Annotated in this window: 15 protein-coding genes and 1 pseudogene; 10 read left to right on the top strand and 6 right to left on the bottom strand. The window is 51.6% G+C overall.

The window, feature by feature from the left end; all coding sequences use genetic code 11:
* Positions 1–165: 165 nt before the first annotated feature.
* The 4 genes from EDM60_RS24665 to EDM60_RS24650 all read right to left on the bottom strand — a co-directional run bounded on the left by EDM60_RS24665 (position 166) and on the right by EDM60_RS24650 (position 4,733).
* Positions 166–882, bottom strand: coding sequence for an ankyrin repeat domain-containing protein (locus EDM60_RS24665; RefSeq protein ID WP_409362248.1), 717 nt, complete (start codon positions 880–882; stop codon positions 166–168).
* Positions 883–931: 49 nt separating this feature from the next.
* Positions 932–2,413 (bottom strand): S-layer homology domain-containing protein, encoded by a 1,482-nt coding sequence (locus EDM60_RS24660; protein WP_122966301.1) that lies wholly within the window; start codon positions 2,411–2,413, stop codon positions 932–934.
* Positions 2,414–2,560: 147 nt separating this feature from the next.
* Positions 2,561–3,256 carry a response regulator transcription factor gene (locus EDM60_RS24655; RefSeq protein ID WP_122966300.1) on the bottom strand — a complete coding sequence of 232 codons (696 nt, stop codon included), beginning with the start codon at positions 3,254–3,256 and terminating at the stop codon, positions 2,561–2,563.
* On the bottom strand, positions 3,231–4,733 hold the full coding sequence (locus EDM60_RS24650; protein ID WP_122966299.1) for a sensor histidine kinase: 1,503 nt from the start codon (positions 4,731–4,733) through the stop codon (positions 3,231–3,233). Before EDM60_RS24650 ends, EDM60_RS24655 begins: the two co-directional genes overlap by 26 nt.
* A 155-nt stretch (positions 4,734–4,888) precedes the next feature.
* Here EDM60_RS24650 and EDM60_RS24645 point away from each other — a divergent pair, with 155 nt between their 5' ends.
* The 3 genes from EDM60_RS24645 to EDM60_RS24635 all read left to right on the top strand — a co-directional run bounded on the left by EDM60_RS24645 (position 4,889) and on the right by EDM60_RS24635 (position 7,720).
* A complete protein-coding gene (locus tag EDM60_RS24645; protein WP_122966298.1) occupies positions 4,889–5,686 on the top strand; it encodes a carbon-nitrogen hydrolase family protein in 798 nt (265 codons plus the stop codon).
* Positions 5,687–5,878: 192 nt separating this feature from the next.
* Complete coding sequence (locus EDM60_RS24640; RefSeq protein ID WP_122966297.1) at positions 5,879–6,127, top strand: hypothetical protein; 249 nt, start codon at positions 5,879–5,881, stop codon at positions 6,125–6,127.
* 201 nt (positions 6,128–6,328) lie between these two features.
* On the top strand, positions 6,329–7,720 hold the full coding sequence (locus EDM60_RS24635) for an L-cystine transporter (protein WP_122966296.1): 1,392 nt from the start codon (positions 6,329–6,331) through the stop codon (positions 7,718–7,720).
* Positions 7,721–7,786: 66 nt separating this feature from the next.
* On the opposite strand, the gene EDM60_RS24630 is transcribed toward EDM60_RS24635, so the two are convergent.
* Entirely contained in the window at positions 7,787–8,374 is a 588-nt protein-coding gene (locus EDM60_RS24630; protein WP_122966295.1) for a TetR/AcrR family transcriptional regulator, read from the bottom strand.
* Positions 8,375–8,519: 145 nt separating this feature from the next.
* Here EDM60_RS24630 and EDM60_RS24625 point away from each other — a divergent pair.
* Positions 8,520–8,654: pseudogene (locus EDM60_RS24625) on the top strand (alpha/beta hydrolase); the annotation flags it as partial.
* Between the two features lie 148 nt (positions 8,655–8,802).
* Here the strand turns inward: EDM60_RS24625 and EDM60_RS24620 are convergent.
* Positions 8,803–10,449, bottom strand: coding sequence for a peptide ABC transporter substrate-binding protein (locus tag EDM60_RS24620; protein ID WP_122966294.1), 1,647 nt, complete (start codon positions 10,447–10,449; stop codon positions 8,803–8,805).
* 289 nt (positions 10,450–10,738) lie between these two features.
* Here EDM60_RS24620 and EDM60_RS24615 point away from each other — a divergent pair, with 289 nt between their 5' ends.
* The 6 genes from EDM60_RS24615 to EDM60_RS24590 all read left to right on the top strand — a co-directional run bounded on the left by EDM60_RS24615 (position 10,739) and on the right by EDM60_RS24590 (position 19,353).
* Positions 10,739–12,043, top strand: coding sequence for a hypothetical protein (locus tag EDM60_RS24615; RefSeq protein WP_122966293.1), 1,305 nt, complete (start codon positions 10,739–10,741; stop codon positions 12,041–12,043).
* A gap of 239 nt (positions 12,044–12,282) precedes the next feature.
* Entirely contained in the window at positions 12,283–13,869 is a 1,587-nt protein-coding gene (locus EDM60_RS24610; RefSeq protein ID WP_122966292.1) for a M4 family metallopeptidase, read from the top strand.
* A 503-nt stretch (positions 13,870–14,372) separates the two neighbouring features.
* Positions 14,373–15,920, top strand: coding sequence for an AbgT family transporter (locus EDM60_RS24605; RefSeq protein WP_122966291.1), 1,548 nt, complete (start codon positions 14,373–14,375; stop codon positions 15,918–15,920).
* 32 nt (positions 15,921–15,952) lie between these two features.
* On the top strand, positions 15,953–17,212 hold the full coding sequence (locus EDM60_RS24600; protein WP_122966290.1) for an amidohydrolase: 1,260 nt from the start codon (positions 15,953–15,955) through the stop codon (positions 17,210–17,212).
* Positions 17,213–17,272: 60 nt separating this feature from the next.
* Positions 17,273–18,676: a M20 family metallopeptidase gene (locus EDM60_RS24595; RefSeq protein WP_122966289.1), complete on the top strand. Its 1,404-nt coding sequence runs from the start codon at positions 17,273–17,275 to the stop codon at positions 18,674–18,676.
* Positions 18,677–18,966: 290 nt separating this feature from the next.
* A complete protein-coding gene (locus tag EDM60_RS24590) occupies positions 18,967–19,353 on the top strand; it encodes a hypothetical protein (protein ID WP_026558213.1) in 387 nt (128 codons plus the stop codon).
* The last annotated feature ends 105 nt before the right edge of the window (positions 19,354–19,458 follow it).

The following is a 19,458-nucleotide window of genomic DNA, read 5'->3' as shown; positions in this document are numbered from 1 at the left end:
CACTTGAATATTGGATATTATTAGTATAAGACGCGCGAGTGGGGAAAAAGTTTTGGGAGAAAGCAAGTCTTTTGGACTAGGGAAGCAGCAAGAAAAAAGGACGGGAGCGCCAGCGTGACTGACGTTCCTGTCCTTTTTGGCTGGATGAAGCGCAGAGGAGGTCGCTTACTTTCCGCCCGCTTTTGCGAGCATGTCGACCATCTCGCGGAAGCCGCGTTTTTTCGCGTGCGACAGAGGGGTGACCCCGTCGGAATCCGCCAGATTCACGTTCGCGCCGTGCTCGATCAAAAGCTGGACGATTTCCTGATGCTTTTTGCCGCCATCTCCGAGGATGACTGCTTCCAGCAAGGCTGTCCATCCGAGATTGTTGACGTGGTCGATGTTGACATCAGAGGTGGTTAAAAGCTCGCGGACGATTTCTACATGACCGCGATCAGCCGCAGGGATGAGGGCGGTGCCGCCAAAGCGGTTGGTGATCGTCGTATCGGCCCCTGCGGCAATGCTTGCCCGGACGAAGTCCAGCTTGCCTTCTGCCCCGGCGTACAGCAGCGGATTGTCGGAGCGGTCATCGCGAATGTTGATGTTGGCGCCATGTTCCACCAGCAGGTTGAATACTTCCAGTTGATCCGTGTGCACGGCGATCATGGCTGAAGTGCGGCCGCGCTCATCTGTTGCATTGATGTCAGCTCCGTCAGCAAGCAGCTTTTGGATCGTTTCCTTGTCTCCTTGCTTGACTGCTGCAAGCAGTGCCTGGTTTCGCTTGTCCATTTCTTCTTTCACCACCTGGGTCGCTTGCTGCTCGCCGCTCGCAAGCAGGGTGTCCATGTTGGCCGCACAGCCTGACAGGAACAGGGCGACAGTCAAAAAGCTTGCTTGCAGCATGGCGAACCCGCCCCTTTCTTTCGTTTTCATTGCCAGCATATCCAGCGGCTTATTCGACTGTCAGCTTGGCCTGGGATTTGCCAGCCCAATCGCCGACAGGTGTTACCGTATAGGTTGTGTCTGCTTTCAGTTTACCATCTTGCTGAAGGTCAAACACGCCTGTTGCCCCTTTGCGGCTGGAATATTTGTAGGTGGCGAGCAGCTTTTCGCCATCTGCCGAAGTCAGTTCTACACTGCGGCCGGAGAACAGCTCGTCTTTTGGATCGGCAGTCAAGGTAACGGAAATCGATGTGTCACTGAGCGCTTCTGCTTCGCTCAACGCAAGCGGAGCGACTTCCTGGGCGACAAAAGTCGGGTTGGCGATATTGGCCCAGTCAGATGTGACGGTGTACGTGACGCCCGGTTTCAATACTTGACCTTCCGGCAGACGGAATTTTGGCTCCTGGACTCCGTCAGTCGATTGTGTGAATGGCACGTATTTCGCGATAATCGGCTCGCCGCCAGCAGGGGTAATCGTCACTTGTCTTGCCTGCATGGACGAAATGACTTGATACGTTTTGCCGTCTGCGCTGTTGCTGTCGTCAAGCACAAAGGCGTTTGCGCCACGTCCTGCACTGTAAGCGGAGATGATGTATCCGTAGTCGACGACCCCGTTTGCTTTCAGTGCTTCGACTTCAAATGTGTCGTTTGTCACCTGTCTTGCCTGGGTCATGTCAAGCTTCGTTGCGTTGCCAGCAAAAGTTCCTGCCTTGTTCCCTTTGTAGGTCAACGTGTAAACTGTCCCAGGCTTTTGTACGGAAGTCGGCACGATATAGGTTGCGACAGAGCCAGTTTTCAGACGCGGCATGTTGGTCAAGGTCAGACCGTCGTTGAAAGCAAAGTCTTCCTTGGCTTTTGCGAATACTTCATCCTGCGCCGTCAGTGGCGCGTCAAAGGTGACGATCAGGGTGATGGCATTCAGCGCGCGTACGCTGGTCACTTTCGCATTGGCGGAAGGGATCGCTTTGTGAGCGGTTTGCAAAAGGAAGGCAACTTCGCCGCGGGTGACGCTTCCGTTGGTGGAGGAGAGGCGTTCTGCCCAATGTTGAACGGATTTCGTATCGCGTCCGAGCGCCTTGGAGACGATCTCGACCAGTTCGGCGCTTGTCACCGTTCCTTGTGGGTCAAAACGTCCGTCTTTCGCCTGCATGATTTCTTTGCCAACCAGTGCGGCAGCGTAGTTGTAATACCATGCGCCCGGGTTCACATCGGAAAAGCTGACGGTTTGCTCTGCCTTGCCTTGCAAGCCGAATGTGAGTGCGATCATTTTCGCCAGCTCGGCGCGGGTGACTTGCTGGTGGATGCCCATCGAGCGGTCTTGATAGCCTTGCATGACGCGAAGCTGGGTCATTTTGCTGACGGCTTGCTGGATTTCCCCGGCGCTGAGCGGAGCGGCTGCTGCCTGTGCATGCAAAGCGGCGAAGGGAAGGGATGTCGCTCCGAGAGTAGTAGCGAGCAGCACAGCTGCCAGTTTATTGGATACCTTTTTCATGTATAGTCCTCCTCGGTCAAGATCAGGTTAGGTGTTTCTGTTTGGCTTACCTGTATGATAGACGAGGGGTCTAAACTCCCGAGAAACGCGAGATTAACAGTTTCTAAAAAGGTTCTTAAAAAAAGATAAAAAAACCGCCTGAAATGCTCAGACGGTAAAACGGTACCCGGCACCCCAGACGGTTTCGATATATTGCGGATTGGACGGATCGACCTCGATTTTTTCCCGCAGCTTGCGAATATGCACGGTGACGGTTGCGATATCTCCGCTGGAATCCATCCCCCATATGCGTTCAAACAGCTCGTTTTTGCTGAACACCCGGTTCGGATGCGTAGTCAAAAATTCAAGCAAATTAAACTCTCGTGTAGTAAAAATGACTTCTTCGTTGCGCACGAACACCCGGCGCGAAGCTTTGTCGATGACCAGCCCGCGGATGTGAATCTCGGACTTGGCTGCAGGCTCCTTGTGGGATGTCAGCCGTTCGTAGCGCGTCAGGTGAGCTTTGGCGCGGGCCACCAGCTCGCTTGGACTGAATGGCTTGGTGATGTAATCGTCGGCTCCGAGGTTGAAAGCGCGGATTTTATCGATTTCTTCTTTTTTGGCAGAGACGATCAAAATCGGCACTTCTTTCGCCTGTCTGATTCGGCTGCACAGTTCGAAGCCGTCCATGCCGGGCAACTGCAAATCGACGATAATCAGGCTGTAGTCGTCGTGCAAGGCGAGCTGCAAGCCTTCGTTTCCGGTGTGGCACAAGTCGACCTGAAACCCGTTCAGTTCAAAATAATCGCGTTCCAACTGGGCGATTGTCGTCTCATCTTCAATGATGAGGATGCGCGTCGTCATATGTGTCGGCTCCTCCTTGCTGATTCATTCGCGGCAAGCTGAAAAACAGGCTCGTGCCGCTGCCTTGCTTGCTTTTCACCCAAATCTCGCCGCCGTGTCCTTCGATGATCTGGCGCGCGATGGAAAGACCGAGGCCGCTGCCGCCCGTCGAGGAATTGCGCGATTGCTCGGCTCGGTAAAACCGTTCGAAAAGGTGAGGAATGGCTTCTTCGGGAATGCCGATTCCGTTGTCTTTGATTTCAACGGTCGCCCACTTTGGGTCAGCCATTACCGAGACGAGAATGTGTTTATCCGGTTTGTCCATGAACTTCTGGGCGTTTTCGATGATGTTGAGCACGGTTCGCTTGATTTTTTCCAGATCGGCGATAACCGCGACGCTTTCCTGCGGGCGCTGTTCCCATTGCAGGCGGATGCCTTTCTCCTCCAGGTCGTAGTGCAGCTCGTCGATGCAGTCGTCCAGGAAGCTGGTAATATCAACAGGCTCAAACGTAAACGGCACCTGTTTCAGATCGAGCTTGGAGTAGAGGAACAGCTCGTCTACGAGCTTGTCGAGATCGACTGCTTTGGCGTAAATGATGTTGACGTACTTATCCATTTTTTCCGGCGTATCTGCGACGCCGTCCCGAATGCCCTCGATGTAGCCTTTGATGTTTGTAATCGGCGTTCGCAGGTCGTGCGAGATGTTGGAGATCAGCTCTTTGCGGCTCTCCTCATCCTGCAAGCGAAGCTGTACGGACTCTTGCAACCGTCTGCGCATGTTCTCGAACGCTTCGTTCAACTGACCGATTTCGTCCTTGCTGCTCTCCGGGAGGGCGAAGTCGAGATTGCCTTCCTTGATGTTCTCCGCAGAGTGGCGAAGTCTGTCCAGCGGCTTGACGACGCTGCGGGTAATCCAGCGGTACAGCAGCACGTTGGCGACGATGAGCACTCCGAGCAGCAGACAGACGAGAATCGGCAGCAGCCTGCGGGTTACTTCGCTGAACGGGCTGCGCTCGCGAATGACGAACACGCTGCCTTTTGCCCCGTCCGAGTAGAGAAAATCGAACTTGGCGTAGGCGTAAAAGCGCTCCCCGATGTTGAACGTGTTGCGAATCTGGCTGTTGTTCAGGTCGTAGGGAGGCAGGCTTTTTTCCAGCTCCGGCTGGTTGAACGTGAGCGATTCGAACACTTGGTTGCTCTCCCTGCGCACATACAGGCCAGCGCGTACCGTTTTGAGCTTGAAGTCGTAGTCTTGCAGCAACGACTTGTCGAGCAGCTTATCCGGCTCGTTTTTGGCGAAGTATTTCAGTTCGAGAAAAATCGACTCCTCTTGTTCGGTGAGCGGGTTGAGCTGATAGTGCACTTTATAAAAATCGCGAAAGCTGTGAATGTCGCCTGTCGCTGCAATCGTAAACAGGCTGGCTGCGAGAAAAAACATGAGCAAACTGATGACCAGCATCCCCGTGTAGGAGAGCAGCAGCTTGACGCGGATGGACATAAGACTCACCTCTCCTGGTGGCTGGGGTGTACAAAAGATGACAAGTCCATTATATACAAGGAAGACAGTCGGTAAAGCATTATTGCTTGGAACTGGGCGAATATCCGTTATACTAGCAGTAGAAGAACGGGATGAGACAGGGGGATACGATACCGATGAAAGTAGCCATAGCACAGCTTACCGCGACGATGGACAAAGCGGCCAATCTGCAAAAAGCACAAGAGTATATCGAGAAGGCCAAAAAAGCGGGGGCTGACTTTGTCATTTTGCCTGAGATGTACAGCGCTCCAGCGACGCCCAAGTCGGGTGTGACGCCAGCCGAGGTGGCGGAGAAGCTGGACGGACCGTTCGTTTCTGGACTTTCAGCAGCAGCGAGACAGCACGGGATTTACGTCGTGTGCGGTGTGTTCGAATCGATCGAGGGCGACGAAAATCGCGCTTACAACACGACAGTCTTCCTCAATCGCGAGGGCGAGCTGATTCACGCGTATCGCAAGACGCATCTGTACGACGCATTTTCCTATATCGAATCCGATTTTATCGCGCCGGGCGACAATCCGTATCAGGTGGTGGAGACGGAGTTTGGCAAAATCGGGCTGATGGTATGCTACGAGGTGCGCTTTCCGGAGATCGCCCGCCAGTTTGCCTTGCAGGGAGCCGATATTTTGTTTGTGCCGGCTGGCTGGGTAGCGGGTGCGATGAAGGAGGATCATTGGGAGACGCTGGTGCGTGCGCGGGCGATCGAAAACACGATGTTCATATGCGCAGCCGACCAGGTAGGCAACATCTTCGCGGGACGCAGCATGTTCGTCGATCCGATGGGAGTGGTCATCGCCAGCGCCGGAGAAGAAGAAACTTTGTTGATCACAGAATTGGATCTGGATCGGATTCAACGCGTGCGAGGGAAGCTGCCGAGTGTAGCAAACCGCCGCGCAGAGCTGTACACCAATTAAATACATGGGATTTCTGTAAAAGAACAGTCAGTCGCACCACAGGGCAACGTGGGGGCTGATTGTTTTTTTGTTTGGGAAAAGAAAAGTGGTCAGGCACATTTTCGTTTTTCCTTCATAGGATTATAGTAGATATTCTTCATTTTTAGAGCCCTTATGCAAGCGTTACCATCATGCGAAAGGAAGTGTGTGCGAATGTTCTGGTTCGTATGGGCTGTCGTCGGTGTCGTTGTCTGGTGGGCAATGAACAGTATCATGACAGGTAAAGCGGCAGGAACAAGCTGGTGGGCTTCGCTCATCGCTGCGCTTCTGGGCAGCTGGCTTGGGGATTTGGTGTTGGGAGATTGGCTGTGGCTGTGGGCTGGCTTCAACGTCATTGCCGGGGTCATCGGGGCGGTCGTCCTCACCTGGCTGTGGAACTTGCTCAGCAAACAGGCGAAGTAGCATAAAAGCAGGAAGGAATCGTCCCTGTGGCGGTTCCTTTTTTTCGTGGGCACAATCAAAATCAGCGGCACGAACGAAAGTGTACATTTGGGCAGTTTTTGCGAAAATCTTACTTGACCAGTAGGGATTGTTGGTAATATAACTATATCTAGGCCGATACTTATGACAGAGAGAGTATTTGATGCAACAGGAGGGGAAAACATGTCAACGATACTTACGATTGTCAACATTGTCCTTATGCTTTTATTCATTGGCGGTTTGTACGCTTTGCAAAAGAAACATATTTCTTTTTCCAAAAGGGTATTTGTCGGTCTGGGGCTCGGGATTGTCTTCGGTCTTGTGCTGCAATTTGCTTACGGAGTCAAATCGGACATTTTGAAAGACTCGATTGACTGGTTCAATATCGTAGGAAAAGGCTACGTGAAGCTGCTGCAAATGATCGTCATGCCGCTGGTGTTCATCTCGATCCTGGCTGCGTTTACGAAAATGAAATTGTCCAACAACATCGGCAAAATCAGCTCGCTGATCATCGGGCTGCTGGTAGGCACTACCGCGATTGCCGCAGCGATCGGGATTGCCTCCACTTTTGCCTTCAATCTGGACGGAGCGCAGTTCCAGCAAGGAGATGCGGAATCCGCCCGCATCGAGCAAGTAGAGCAACGCCTTGGCGACATCCAGAACATGACGTTGCCCGCGAAAATTTTGGAGCTGCTCCCGGCCAATCCGTTTCTGGACTTGACAGGTGACAGAGCGACTTCGACGATTGCCGTCGTTATTTTCGCCGCGATTATCGGCATCGCCTATTTGGGTGTGAAAAAGAAAAATCCGGAGCAGGCCGAACTGTTCTCCAAAATCGTCGATGCGATTCACGCGATCATCATGCGCGTCGTGACGCTGATTTTGCGCCTGACCCCATACGGTGTGCTGGCGATCATGACGCGGGTGACTGCGACGAGCGACTACAATGCCATCTGGCAGCTTGGAAAATTCGTCATCGCTTCGTACGCGGCGCTGATTCTCATGTTTATCGTGCACTTGCTGATGCTGGCGTTCGCCGGGCTGAATCCGGTCACTTACGTGAAAAAAGCGTTCCCTGTCCTGACCTTTGCCTTTACGTCCCGCACGAGTGCAGGGGCATTGCCGCTGAACGTGAAAACGCAAACGCAAGACCTGGGCGTACCTGAAGGAATCGCCAACTTTGCCGGCTCGTTCGGTCTGTCGATCGGGCAAAACGGCTGCGCAGGAACATACCCAGCCATGCTGGCGATCATGGTTGCGCCTATCGCGGGTATCGATCCGCTGACGCCTTCTTTCATCCTGACCTTGATCGTGGTCGTGGCTCTCAGCTCCTTCGGGGTTGCCGGAGTAGGGGGCGGAGCTACTTTTGCCGCACTGCTTGTTCTGTCTACGCTGAACCTGCCTGTAGCGATTGTGGGCTTGCTCATTTCTGTCGAGCCTTTGATCGACATGGGACGCACAGCGCTCAACGTGAGCGGAAGCATGACAGCAGGTCTTTTGACGAGCAGGGCGACCAAAGAGCTGGATACAAAAGTATACAACGGCACAGAGCAACAATCGTCTGTGACTGTATAAAAAAGAAACCCGGTTGCACTGCCTCTGCGGCAGATTGCATCCGGGTTTTTCTGAATGCACAATGTCTCATGAATGTGTCCCGACACTCGGATGACCGTTTTGCACCCATTCAAAAATGTACTGTTGCATGGTACTGGCCAATTGAATCGCGCCCATGTCTTTTTCATTTTGCAGCGTCCAGTTTAAAAGCACCATGGCATTTGCCACGTAGAGCTTGGCCAGATAGTCAACCGAGACAGTTGGTGAAGACAGTGCCTTGTCCAAGTAAGCATAGCAGGCGTTGTACAAGATCAGCTCAACTTCTTTGCTCAAATCAGCGGAGGGAACATGCACGTTTAACAGCGTGGCCATTTCCGTTTTATTCGCCGCGGTCAGATCGATGATCAGTTCAATCACTTTTGCCATGTTGCCATGCTGGATGGACACGAAGCGCTGCGCCATTTCTTTTTGAAAAAAGTCGGCCTGGTGCTTGACCATTTTTTCCAGCAGGTCGTACTTATCCGTGTAGTGGCTGTAAAAAGTGGACTGGCTGCTGAGGGAGCGGGTACAAATATCCTTGATCGTAATTTGACTGAAATCTTTTTCCTGCAGCAGACTGACGAGCGCTCTTGCCATGCTTTTTTTGGTTTTATAGACGCGAACATCTTCCTTCATCCAGTCAATCTCCTTTCAAAAGTCGCTTTTTGAACCATCAGGGGGCAGATCGTCCGATTTCGTACGAATGAAGTATTGTTGCTTATGGTTCGTTCAAGGCAATCCCGATACGCTGGGCTTTGTAACCGATCAGAGGAGGGATACCATGTTTAACATGTACTTGGACAACGAACAGTTCAATTTGCAAATCAATCGTTTTATCCAGGACTACTATGAGGAAGATGAACGGGCCAGCAGCGATTTGCAAACGATCGTGCCAAGACTGACAGATGCAGAAACGGGCGGCGAGCAGCATTGTCAGGCTGGTGCTTGTCACCTGGCATTTGATGAAATGAAAAAGTTTTTGTAAGGAAGAGTGCCGAAAAAAAGCAACAGGCTGTACCGTCTGCGAAGGACTGATACAGCCTGTTGCTCATGTTGCGTCATGCTTACTTAATGACGGATGTGTACTTGAAGTACGCCCCGCCGAGCGGGAAGATGATGAAATCTTTCACCTTGTCGTTCTTCACATACGGGCTTCCCCGGAAGTTGAGCGGAGCGAGCGGCATTTCGTCCATCAAAATCGTTTCGGCGTCCAGCAAAATTCGCTTGCGCTTGTCGAGGTCAGGCTCGTTGTAGCTCTTGTCGATCAGCTCCTTGAACTTGGCGTTTTCCCAGTCTGGATGGTTGTTGCCGCCTGTTTTGTCGCGGAACATCTCCAGGAAGTTGATCGGATCGTTGAAATCGGCGCCCCATTGGAAGCGGATCAGGTCGAAGTTGGCTTGCGAGCGCATGTCCCGGTATACTTTCAACTCTGCGTTGTACAGCTTGACGTTTACGCCGAGCACTTTTTTCCACTGGTCTTGCAAAGCTTCTGCCACTTTCTTGTTCGTGTCGGTAGTGTCGTACGTGTAAGTCACGGTCGGGAAGGCTGTCAGGCCAAGCTCTTTCATTCCTTCGGCCAGAAGCTGCTTCGCTTTTTCGTTGTCTTCTTTGAAGTAGCCGTCCGGTTTCAGGCCCATCGAGGTCGGCACCCATCCGTAGGCGGCAGGAACGCCGGTTTGCAGGATGTTGTCGATGATTTCCTGACGGTTGATGGCGTAAGCGAAGGCTTGTCTGATTTTTTTGTTGTTGAAAGGCGGCTTGGTCGTATTGAAGACGACAGACTGTGTGCCAGGGTTGTCAGCGACCATCAGCTTGCCCGCGTCCTTCAGGGAAGGGATCGCGTCTGTCGGCAGCGTGGAAGCAGGATAGCCGCCCCAGTCGATATCGCCATTTTCAAACATGGAGAAAGCTGTATTGTTGTCTTCGATCATGGAGATTTCCAGGCGATCCAGCTTCACGTTTGATTTGTCCCAGTAGTTCGGGTTTTTGGTGAAGACGATTTTGCTTTTGTGTTCCCATGTATCCATGATGAATGGGCCGTTGCCCACGATCGTCTTCGCTTCTGCCGCCCAGTTCGGGCTGCTCTCGACTGTTTTTTGATGGAGCGGGAAGAGCGTCGGGAAGAAGGTCAACTCACGGAAAAATGGAGTAGGCGATTTCAGGTTGAACTCAACGGTGTAATCGTCGATCGCTTTTACACCTACGTCGTCGGCTTTTCCTTTACCCGTATTGTATTCCTCTCCTCCTTTAATGTAGTAAAGCTGATAGGCGTACTCGGATGCCGTCTTGGGATCGAGATTGCGTTTGATCGCGTACACGAAATCGTGGGCAGTGACCGGATCGCCGTTGCTCCATTTGGCGTCCTTGCGAATCTTGAAGGTGTAGTTCATATAGTCCGGTGTATTGGTAAAGCTCTCCGCCGTAGCATTGGTCAGCTGTCCGTTCAGGTCGTAGCTGGTCAAGCCTTCAAAAGCGGCGTAAATCATGTCGAAAGAGTCGGCGTCGACGGCGATGCCAGGGTCCATGGAAGGCGGCTCGCTGTTGATGCTCCACCGCAGCACCATCGGCTCTGTCTTTGTAGCCTCAGTCGGTGTGGCGGAGGGTTGCGAGGTTTGGCCCGCAGGCTGGGAAGGCGTCGAAGAGTTGGAACAGCCTGTGATTACCCCGAAAAGCAAGGTAAGACAGGTTGCAAGCGCAATGCCCTTTTTCATGTAAATCCCCCTTGAAAATGATAGAAACATATATTCAGAATATTTGTTGGCGTTTTTTTTAGCAAAGGTAATTTTTATATTTCCCGGTAAAAAATTTTTTCGTTTAGCTGATTAACAAAGTATTTGCTGCTAATAGTAGAAGACACTCATGTTCGTGCAAGCAATGAGGCAGTTAACTAATTTAGCGGGCAGAATGATGACAGCAGTAGACAAAGCACACGGCAAATGATAAGAATGAGGTAATTAATCATTTTAGCAGCTATCAAACCAGGTAGGAGTAAACGCCCTTATGTATAAAATCGGTGTGGTGGGTCCGCCCCCTTCAGTAGAGCGGATACTGGCTGTTGCCAATGAGTTTGAGCATGAAATCGAGTTTGTTCCTTTTACCTATGAAGATGCGAGAGAAGTTAGCCAGATTGTGCAGGAGCATAATCCGGAGTTTAACGGATGGTTTTTCTCTGGCCCGATTCCTTTTACGATCGCCAAAAATGTGCTGAGCCCGGATGCGAATATCGTCTACTGCCCGCCAACCGGCTCCAATCTGTACCGTTGCTTCATTCAGATGTCGATCGACCATGACGAGGTTGTGAAGCGTGTCTCCGTCGATATGATCGATTCGGAAGGGACGTATTTGCGCGAGGCCATGTCGGAGCTGGATATTCCCGCGGAAGAAATGCACGTCATGACCTACGACGAGCATTACGACCCGGAGGCCATTACGCAGTTCCACCTCTCGCTGTGGCGGGAAGGGAAGACGCAGGGAGCTTTCACGACCTTGTTTTCCGTCGAACGGGCTTTGCGCGATGCAGGCATCCCGGTCTATCGCGTGTTGATGACGAAGATGGAAATTCGCCAGGCGATGAAGATCGTCATCGAAAAAGCGAAAAGTTCGTATTTCAAGCATACCCAAATCGGCGTGGAAATCATTGAGCTGGAGCAGTTTGACAAAATTGCCGAGCGGGCGAAGACGCGGTTCCATCTCCAGCATCTGGAGCTGAAAATCAGGGAAATCTTGCTGTTGCTTTGCGAACGGCTCGATGGCTCCCTGATGGCAAACGGCAACGGGCGCTATCAAATTTTCAGTTCGCGCGGCGCGATCCAGCGGGAAATTGAGATGCTTCGGCATACGGTAGAGCAGCTCTCGCTGGAAGCGGACGTGCCCGTGGCAGTCGGCGTAGGCTTCGGAGACACGGCCTTTTCAGCGGAGAACAATGCGCGAAAAGCGGTCCAGCATGCCAAAGAACGGCCGCAGTTTGGGATTGTGGTCGTGCAGGATAACGGCGTGATGATGGAATCGGTGGGCGAAGCGGAGGAGCTGGAGTACGCCTACCGTTCGAACGACCGCGAGCTTTTGGAAAAACTGAACAAGGCCAACGTCAGCGTCAAAACGTATTACAAGCTGAGGGCGCTTGTCCAGCGCATGGGCTGGAAATCATTCACGACAACAGACATCGCGGCGTATTTGTCCATGACGGTGCGAAATGCCCAGCGAATCATGGGCAGTCTGTGCGAAGTAGATCTCGCGGAATACAAAGGCGAGGAGCAACAGGCTATGCGCGGCAGGCCGAAGAAAATATATACGCTGAAAAAGTAGACAACACCCGACATTTCGGGTGTTTTTTTTTGTCGATGGGAAGCGACTTTCGTGTCATTTCGTGGCGAGAGTTCGGAGGGCAGCGTTTTTGGCTGCGAGGTTTCGTCAAATCATGTAGAAGCAAGTAAGAAGTTGTCGAGAAAAAAGAAAAGAGAAAAAAAGGGATTTTTTCCAGAAAAAGCAAATAAGATAAAATGTTTCATACATTCATAATATTTTGATTGGGGGAGTTTTTTAGAATGAAAAAGTCTTATGTTGCAACCAGCTTGACTCTTAGTATTGCCGTGGGCGTGTCTGGCTTCGCATCGGTTCCGGCGCTGGCCAAATCCAAAGACATCGACTACAGCAAGGAGTGGGAAACACCGCAGTACATCGGGGAGAAGTGGGAACCGGATGGAGAAAAAGGCGACGATATCGTCTGGTCCTACCTCGAAAATTACAAAGATCAATTCCAGATTCAAGGAGATGTCGCCGATCATTTTCAAATTGTGAATGAGGTTCGCAACAAGGAAACGGACACAAAGCACTACCGTTTGCAGGAGGTCTATAACGGGATTCCGATTTACGGTTTCCAGCAAACCGTTCACATAGACGCTGATGGCTCTGTCACGTCTTACCTGGGGCAGTTCATTCCCAATCTCGATAACAATGATGATCTGACAAAGAAACCGAAGCTTAACGCACAAAAAGCGTTGAAGAAAGCGATCAGTGATGTGGAAGACGAAGTGGGCGAAAAGCCGGACTTCGTAAATGATCCGGAGGCAGAGCTGTATATTTACGTACATGAAAACGAAGCTTACCTGGCGTATGCGGTTGAGCTGAGCTTCCTGGACCCGGAACCAGGTCGTTGGATGTATTTCATCGATGCGCATAGCGGAGACGTGATCAACAAGTACAATACGATCGACCACGCAACAGGAATCGGAACAGGCGTGCTCGGCGACAGCAAGCAGTTCGAGACTTCGCTGCAAAGCGGCAAATATGTGATGAAAGACACGACGCGCGGAAAAGGTATCGAGACGTATACTGCCAAAAACCGCTCCACGCTTCCTGGCACGCTTATGTCAGACAGCGACAACAATTGGACGGACGGAGCGGCAGTCGATGCGCACGCCTATGCGCAGCAAGTGTACGACTACTACAAAGACGTCCACAATCGCAACAGCTATGACAACAAAGGCGCCTTGATCCGCTCTACTGTCCACTACGGCAACAATTACAACAATGCATTCTGGAATGGCTCGCAAATGGTGTATGGAGATGGCGACGGCAGCACATTCATATCGTTGTCCGGAGGTCTGGATGTAGTCGCTCACGAATTGACCCACGCTGTAACCGAAAAGACAGCGGGGCTGGTGTACCAATACGAATCGGGAGCTTTGAACGAGTCCCTCTCCGATATTTTCGGTGCGATGATCGACGACGACGATTGGCTGATGGGAGAAGACATCTACACCCCAGGAACAAATGGAGATGCGCTGCGTTCCCTGGAAGACCCAACAGAGTATGGCGACCCGGATCACTACAGCAACCGCTATACCGGCTCCCAGGATAACGGCGGCGTTCACATCAACAGCGGAATCAACAACAAAGCTGCGTATTTGCTGGCAGAAGGGGGCACGCATCACGGGGTAACCGTGAACGGGATCGGTCGCCAAGACACAGCGAAAATCTACTACCACGCGCTGACTCATTACCTGACGCCGTACTCCAACTTCTCTGCGATGCGCCAAGCTGCTGTTCATTCGGCCACTGACTTGTTCGGTGCAAATTCTCCGCAAGTAGCTGCTGTGAATGCAGCGTATAGCGCGGTAGGCGTGAACTAAACAATAAAGCATGGCAAAGAGGCAACCACTCAACGGGTGGTTGCTTTTTTGTATGTAAAAAAGCAGACGAAATCATTTTCTTATGGCAAAAAACCAGTGGGAAGTGCCGTTGGAAGGAAAAATAACTTAGGTCTAAAGCACTGATGTAGTCAGGTCTGGAGTCCCGGATAAATCATGGAAGCTTTTCTATTTTTCAAGAAGTCAAACAACTCTATTGAAAAAAAGTTACTCAGGTTATATAATTCAATTAAACGAAATTGTCTTTTTGTATTCGTATATTGTGAATGGTGACTGAAACAAAGAACAGGAAAGGAGTATCGGCACGACGACAAGCTTTACTGCGTTTTTGAATGAATGGATTGCGTTGAGATTAAAATGAAAGGGCTTTCACTTTAATGCCAGCATCCAGACTGATCACTCATTCAGAACGTCGTTGTTTCGCCAACGAAACAAACGAGAATGATGGTTACCAACAGAAAGAAACGGCCTAGGGGGAATGCTCAATGAGTGCAAACAACGTACAAATCGATCGGAATGAGCAATATTCGCAAGGAATCGGCCTGGTGAAATGGGTAGAGCGAGTGGGAAACAAGCTGCCGAACCCGTTCATGCTGTTCCTTTATTTGATTGCTGCTTTGATGATCATCACTGCTGTTTTGTCTATTTTCCACGTCACAGCAATCGACCCGATCAAAAATGAGCAAGTCCAGGTAAAAAATCTGCTCAGCCAGGAAGGCTTGCAGTGGCTTTTGCCCAACATCATTAAAAACTTCTCCGGGTTCTTGCCGCTCGGTTCGATCTTGACGCTGATGCTTGGCGTAGGGCTGGCAGAGAAGGTCGGTCTGCTGGAAGCAGTCATTCGCAAAATGTCGCTGCGCGTCAGTGCGCGCTATGCCAGCTATCTCGTTGCTTTCATCGCGTTTTTCAGCCACGTGTCTTCTGACGCTGCGTTCGTGATTATGCCGCCGCTTGGCGCGTTGATCTTTTTGGCTGTCGGACGTCATCCGGTGGCAGGGTTGCTCGCCGCGATTGCAGGTGTTGGATCAGGCTTTTCCGCCAATATCCTGATCGTGACGACAGACGTGTTGTTGTCCGGGATCAGCTCGGAAATTTCCAAGTCGGTCGATCCGAACATCACTGTGAGCGTGCTCGACAACTGGTTCTTCATGTCCGCGTCCGTCCTGCTGCTTTCCGCGGCGATTGGTTTTATCACGGACAAATTTGTGGAGCCGCGTCTGGGTGTTTACAAAAGCGAAGGCAAAAACGAAAGAAAACTGGAAGATTTGTCCGATATCCAAAAGAAAGGCTTGCGTGCCGCTGGTATTGCAGCGCTGGCGTTCATTGCCGTCATGGTTGTGCTGGTCGTGCCGGAAAATGCGCTCTTGCGTGATCCGAAGCTGGGAACAGTCGTACCTTCTCCATTCATTTCAGGGATTGTTCCGATCATTTTGCTCTTTTTCTTCACCGTAGCGATTACGTACGGAATTAAAGTCGGAGTGATCAAAAAGCAAAATGACATCCCGGCTCTCTTGACTGACCCAATCAAAGGCATGGCAGGATTCATCATCATGATTTTCCCGCTGTCCCAATTCGTGGCGATGTTCAACTGGAGCAACATGGGCAGCTTCCTGGCGCTCTCGATTACCGATTTGCTGGAGCAAATGAACATGAGCGGAGCACCTGTGTTTATCGGCTTGATGTTTTTGTCCGCGTTTCTCTGCATGTTTATCGCCAGCGGTTCCGCCATCTGGTCGTTGCTTGCCCCGGTGTTTGTACCGATGTTCATGGCGCTTGGCTTCCATCCGGCATTCGCGCAGGTGGCGTTCCGGGTTGCCGACTCTTCGGTCATTCCGTTTGCGATCGTTTCACCGTTTATCCCGCTGTTCCTCGGCTTTTTGCAGGAATATAAAAAGGATGCGAAGCTGGGCACCTATTACGCCTTGATCATGCCGTATCCGATCGCGATCTTTATTTTGTGGACATTGCTCTTAGTTGTTTGGTATTTCTTGGGTCTGCCAATCGGTCCTGGAGTTTATCCGATCATGAAGTAGAGATGACTCCAGAATGAACAGGAGGAATTGATATGTTGGATCTGGTTTCCCTTCGAAGAGATTTTCATATGCATCCGGAAGTGGGCTTCACAGAGTTTCGCACCGCTTCCAAAGTGGTAGAGTTGTTGACTTCCATGGGTTATGACGTCATTTACGGACAAGACGCGATGGATGGCGATTCCCGCAGGGGATTGCCGTCCGAGGAAGTGCTGGAAGCCGCATACGAAAGAGCGTTGCGGGACGGCGCCAACCCGGAGATCGTTGCGAAAATGCGCGGCGGCTACACGGCGGTGATCGGCGTCAAAAAAGGCAGCAAGCCCGGACCTACGGTGGCTTTTCGCTTCGACATGGATGCTTTGCCAGTTTTGGAGAGTACCGATGCAGACCATTTTCCGCAAGCGCACGATTTCCGCTCCCGCTATGAAGGCAACATGCACGCATGTGCCCATGACGGGCATACGACGATTGGGCTTGGCGTAGCATCCGCGCTGGCAGCAGGGGATTTCGCCGGGACGTTGAAGCTGATTTTCCAACCTGCGGAGGAAGGCGTTCGTGGCGCGTACTCTATCGTGCAAAAAGGGATGCTGGACGACGTGGACTACATTTTCTGCCACCATCTGGGGGTTAACGTCCCGCTTGGCGAAGTGCATGGCGGCTCTTACGGGTTTTTGGCTACGACCAAAATGCTCGCTCATTTTTACGGCGTTTCTTCCCATGCGGGCGCATCGCCGGAGCAGGGGAAAAATGCGCTGCTCGGCGCGGCTACAGCTTTGCTCAACATTCATGCGATTCCGCGTTTTAGCACAGGGGCGACTCGCGTGAATGTGGGCGTGCTGGAAGGGGGAACAGCGGCAAATATCATTCCGGCTTACGCGAAGATGATTGTCGAAACCCGTTCGGTGTCAGAGGAGGTCAACGCCGAGGTGGAACAGCGCGTTCGCACGATTATCGCGCACAGTGCAGCCATGCATGAGCTGGAGCACAAAATCGAAGTAGTGGGGGGAGCGATCCCGATCAACTACGACGAGGAAATGGCTGTGTTGGCTTTGGAGGAAGCCAAGCAAGTCGAGGGCTTTACTTCTTTTAAAATGGGCGAGTACAACTCGATGGGCAGCGAGGACGCGAGCTTCATGATCAAGCGCGTTCAGGATCGCGGCGGAAAAGGAACGTACATGGCGATCGGAACCGACATTCCGGCTCCGCACCATCATCCGAAATTCGATATTCAGGAAGAAATTTTGCCGCGCAGCGTCGAGCTGCTGAATCGGATTGCAAGACGGCTTCTTACGTAAAAGAAACCCTCTATCGCTCTCATGCTTTGATCAACTACGACCTGGAGAGGATGTTTCTTGATGGATACCAAACGCATTGCAGAAATGATCGAAAGTAAACGGGATTCTTTTATCAAAGTGAGCGACCGCATCTGGGAGTTCGCGGAGACGCGCTTTCAGGAGTACCAATCGGCTGAGCTGTTGGCGCAGACGCTTGAGTCAGAAGGCTTCCAGGTGGAGCGCGGAGTAGGCGGGATTCAGACGGCCTTCATCGGCAGCTTCGGCAGCGGAACTCCGGTTGTGGCGATCCTGGGCGAGTTTGACGCGCTGTCGGGAATGAGCCAGAAAAAAGGCCAGGCCAAGGAAGAGCCGGAGGTGCCGGGGGCAAACGGACACGGCTGCGGACACAATCTGCTGGGAACCGCTTCGCTTGCGGCAGCAGTAGCCGTGAAGCAGTATATGGAAGAAAACAATTTGCCAGGTACGGTTCGTTACTACGGGTGCCCAGGGGAAGAGGGCGGATCCGGGAAGTCGTTCATGGCGAGAGCCGGGCTGTTTGACGACGTGGACTTCGCCCTTTGCTGGCATCCGATGGGCTACAACAGCATCATGGCAGTCGAGTCGCTGGCGAACTACCAGGTGTATTTCAAGTTCAAAGGCAAAAGCGCTCACGCGGCAGCGAGTCCGCATCTGGGCCGCAGCGCGCTGGACGCAGTCGAGCTGATGAACGTCGGCGTAAACTACTTGCGCGAACACATCATCACGGATGCGCGTGTGCACTATGCGATCACCAATTCTGGCGGGTTGTCGCCAAACGTCGTGCAGCCATACGCAGAGGTGCTCTACCTCGTTCGTGCGCCAAAAGTCGATCAGGTGCAAGAAATTTACGAGCGCGTGTGCAAAATCGCCAAAGGCGCGGCGATGATGACCGAAACGGAAGTCGAGATCGTGTTTGACAAGGCTTGCTCCAATCTGGTGCAAAACCGGACGCTGGAAGAGGTCATGTACAAAAACTACCAGGAGCTGGGTGTTCCCGTGCATGACGAGGCGGAGTTGCAACTGGCCAAAGCGATGCGTGCCACGCTGTCTGAACAGGAAAAGGCAACAGCGGAGAGACAGTCGCCGGGTACGCCTGACCCGGACATGGTGACATGGCTGAACCCGTACAACGGCGGGACGATTCCGCTGAACGGCTCGACAGACGTTGGCGATGTAAGCTGGATCACTCCGACCGCCCAGTGTACGACTGCTTGCTTTATCAACGGTTCGACTTTGCACTCGTGGCAATGGGTGGCGCTGGGAGCTACTTCGATGGCACACAAAGGCATGCTGCACGCCGGAAAGGTCATGGCTGCTACGGCGGTGGACATGCTGCAAAACCCTGAGCTGATCGCGAAGGCAAAAGCGGAGCTGAAGGAGCGTCTGGGCGGCAAAGAGTATGTGTGCCCGATTCCTGACGGGGTTATGCCTTCGGTGAAAAAGTAAAGGTTTTACGTGACAAGACCGACGATAGACCGCTTGAATGCGGCTGTCGTCGGTTTTTTTCATGGAACAAGGCAAGAAGATGGAAGCGTGCCTCATGCATGCGATTTACAAAAAAATACAAAAATTAATAAAGTATAAATTTCTATATTTTACATATTTCTACAAACAATGACAAAAATGATAAGTATAATAAAAGTCGATAAGGAAAAACCCACTAAATTTGTTGTTGTTTTCTCCTTATTACCCTTGGCCAAGGTATATAGACAAAGTAAGTTTGGGAGGAAAGGAACTTGGGAAAAAAATTTCTTGGTATTGCTGCAACACTCGCTTTGTTGACGGCAGCTAATTCTGCTTATGCGGAGACACAAACCGACACTCTTCAATATAAAGATTTGCGGGCTGATATCAAACTGGATGTCGATTGGAATCTTTTAGATGAAGATAAGGCAGAAGCCGAAACAGACTTCATTAATCCAAACAATAGTAACTATGTTGCAGTCAGACTTGAAATGTGGAAAGACGACTCTGGAGTTTCTGGCAGCAAATATGATCGAGATAAAAGCCTTGCTGAATGCCGCTATACTTATGCGGGAGCTGAGTATTTCAAAAGTAGACACTCGATTGACAGCTCTGATCGGAAAAAAGAACTTGTCGTTGATACTTTCTCCGATGACTAGGATCCCGTAACATTCAAACAGAAAATAAACCGGTTGAATAGCCGGTTTATTTTCTGTTTGGCTACGACGGTAGCTTGCCGCAAACCATATTCAATGCTGAAAAAC

It is taken from the genome of Brevibacillus parabrevis (assembly GCF_003710905.1).
GTDB classification, from domain to species: Bacteria; Bacillota; Bacilli; order Brevibacillales; family Brevibacillaceae; genus Brevibacillus; species Brevibacillus parabrevis.
The sequence above is the reverse complement of the archived record's forward strand: the minus strand, read 5'-3'. Positions and strand labels throughout refer to the sequence as shown.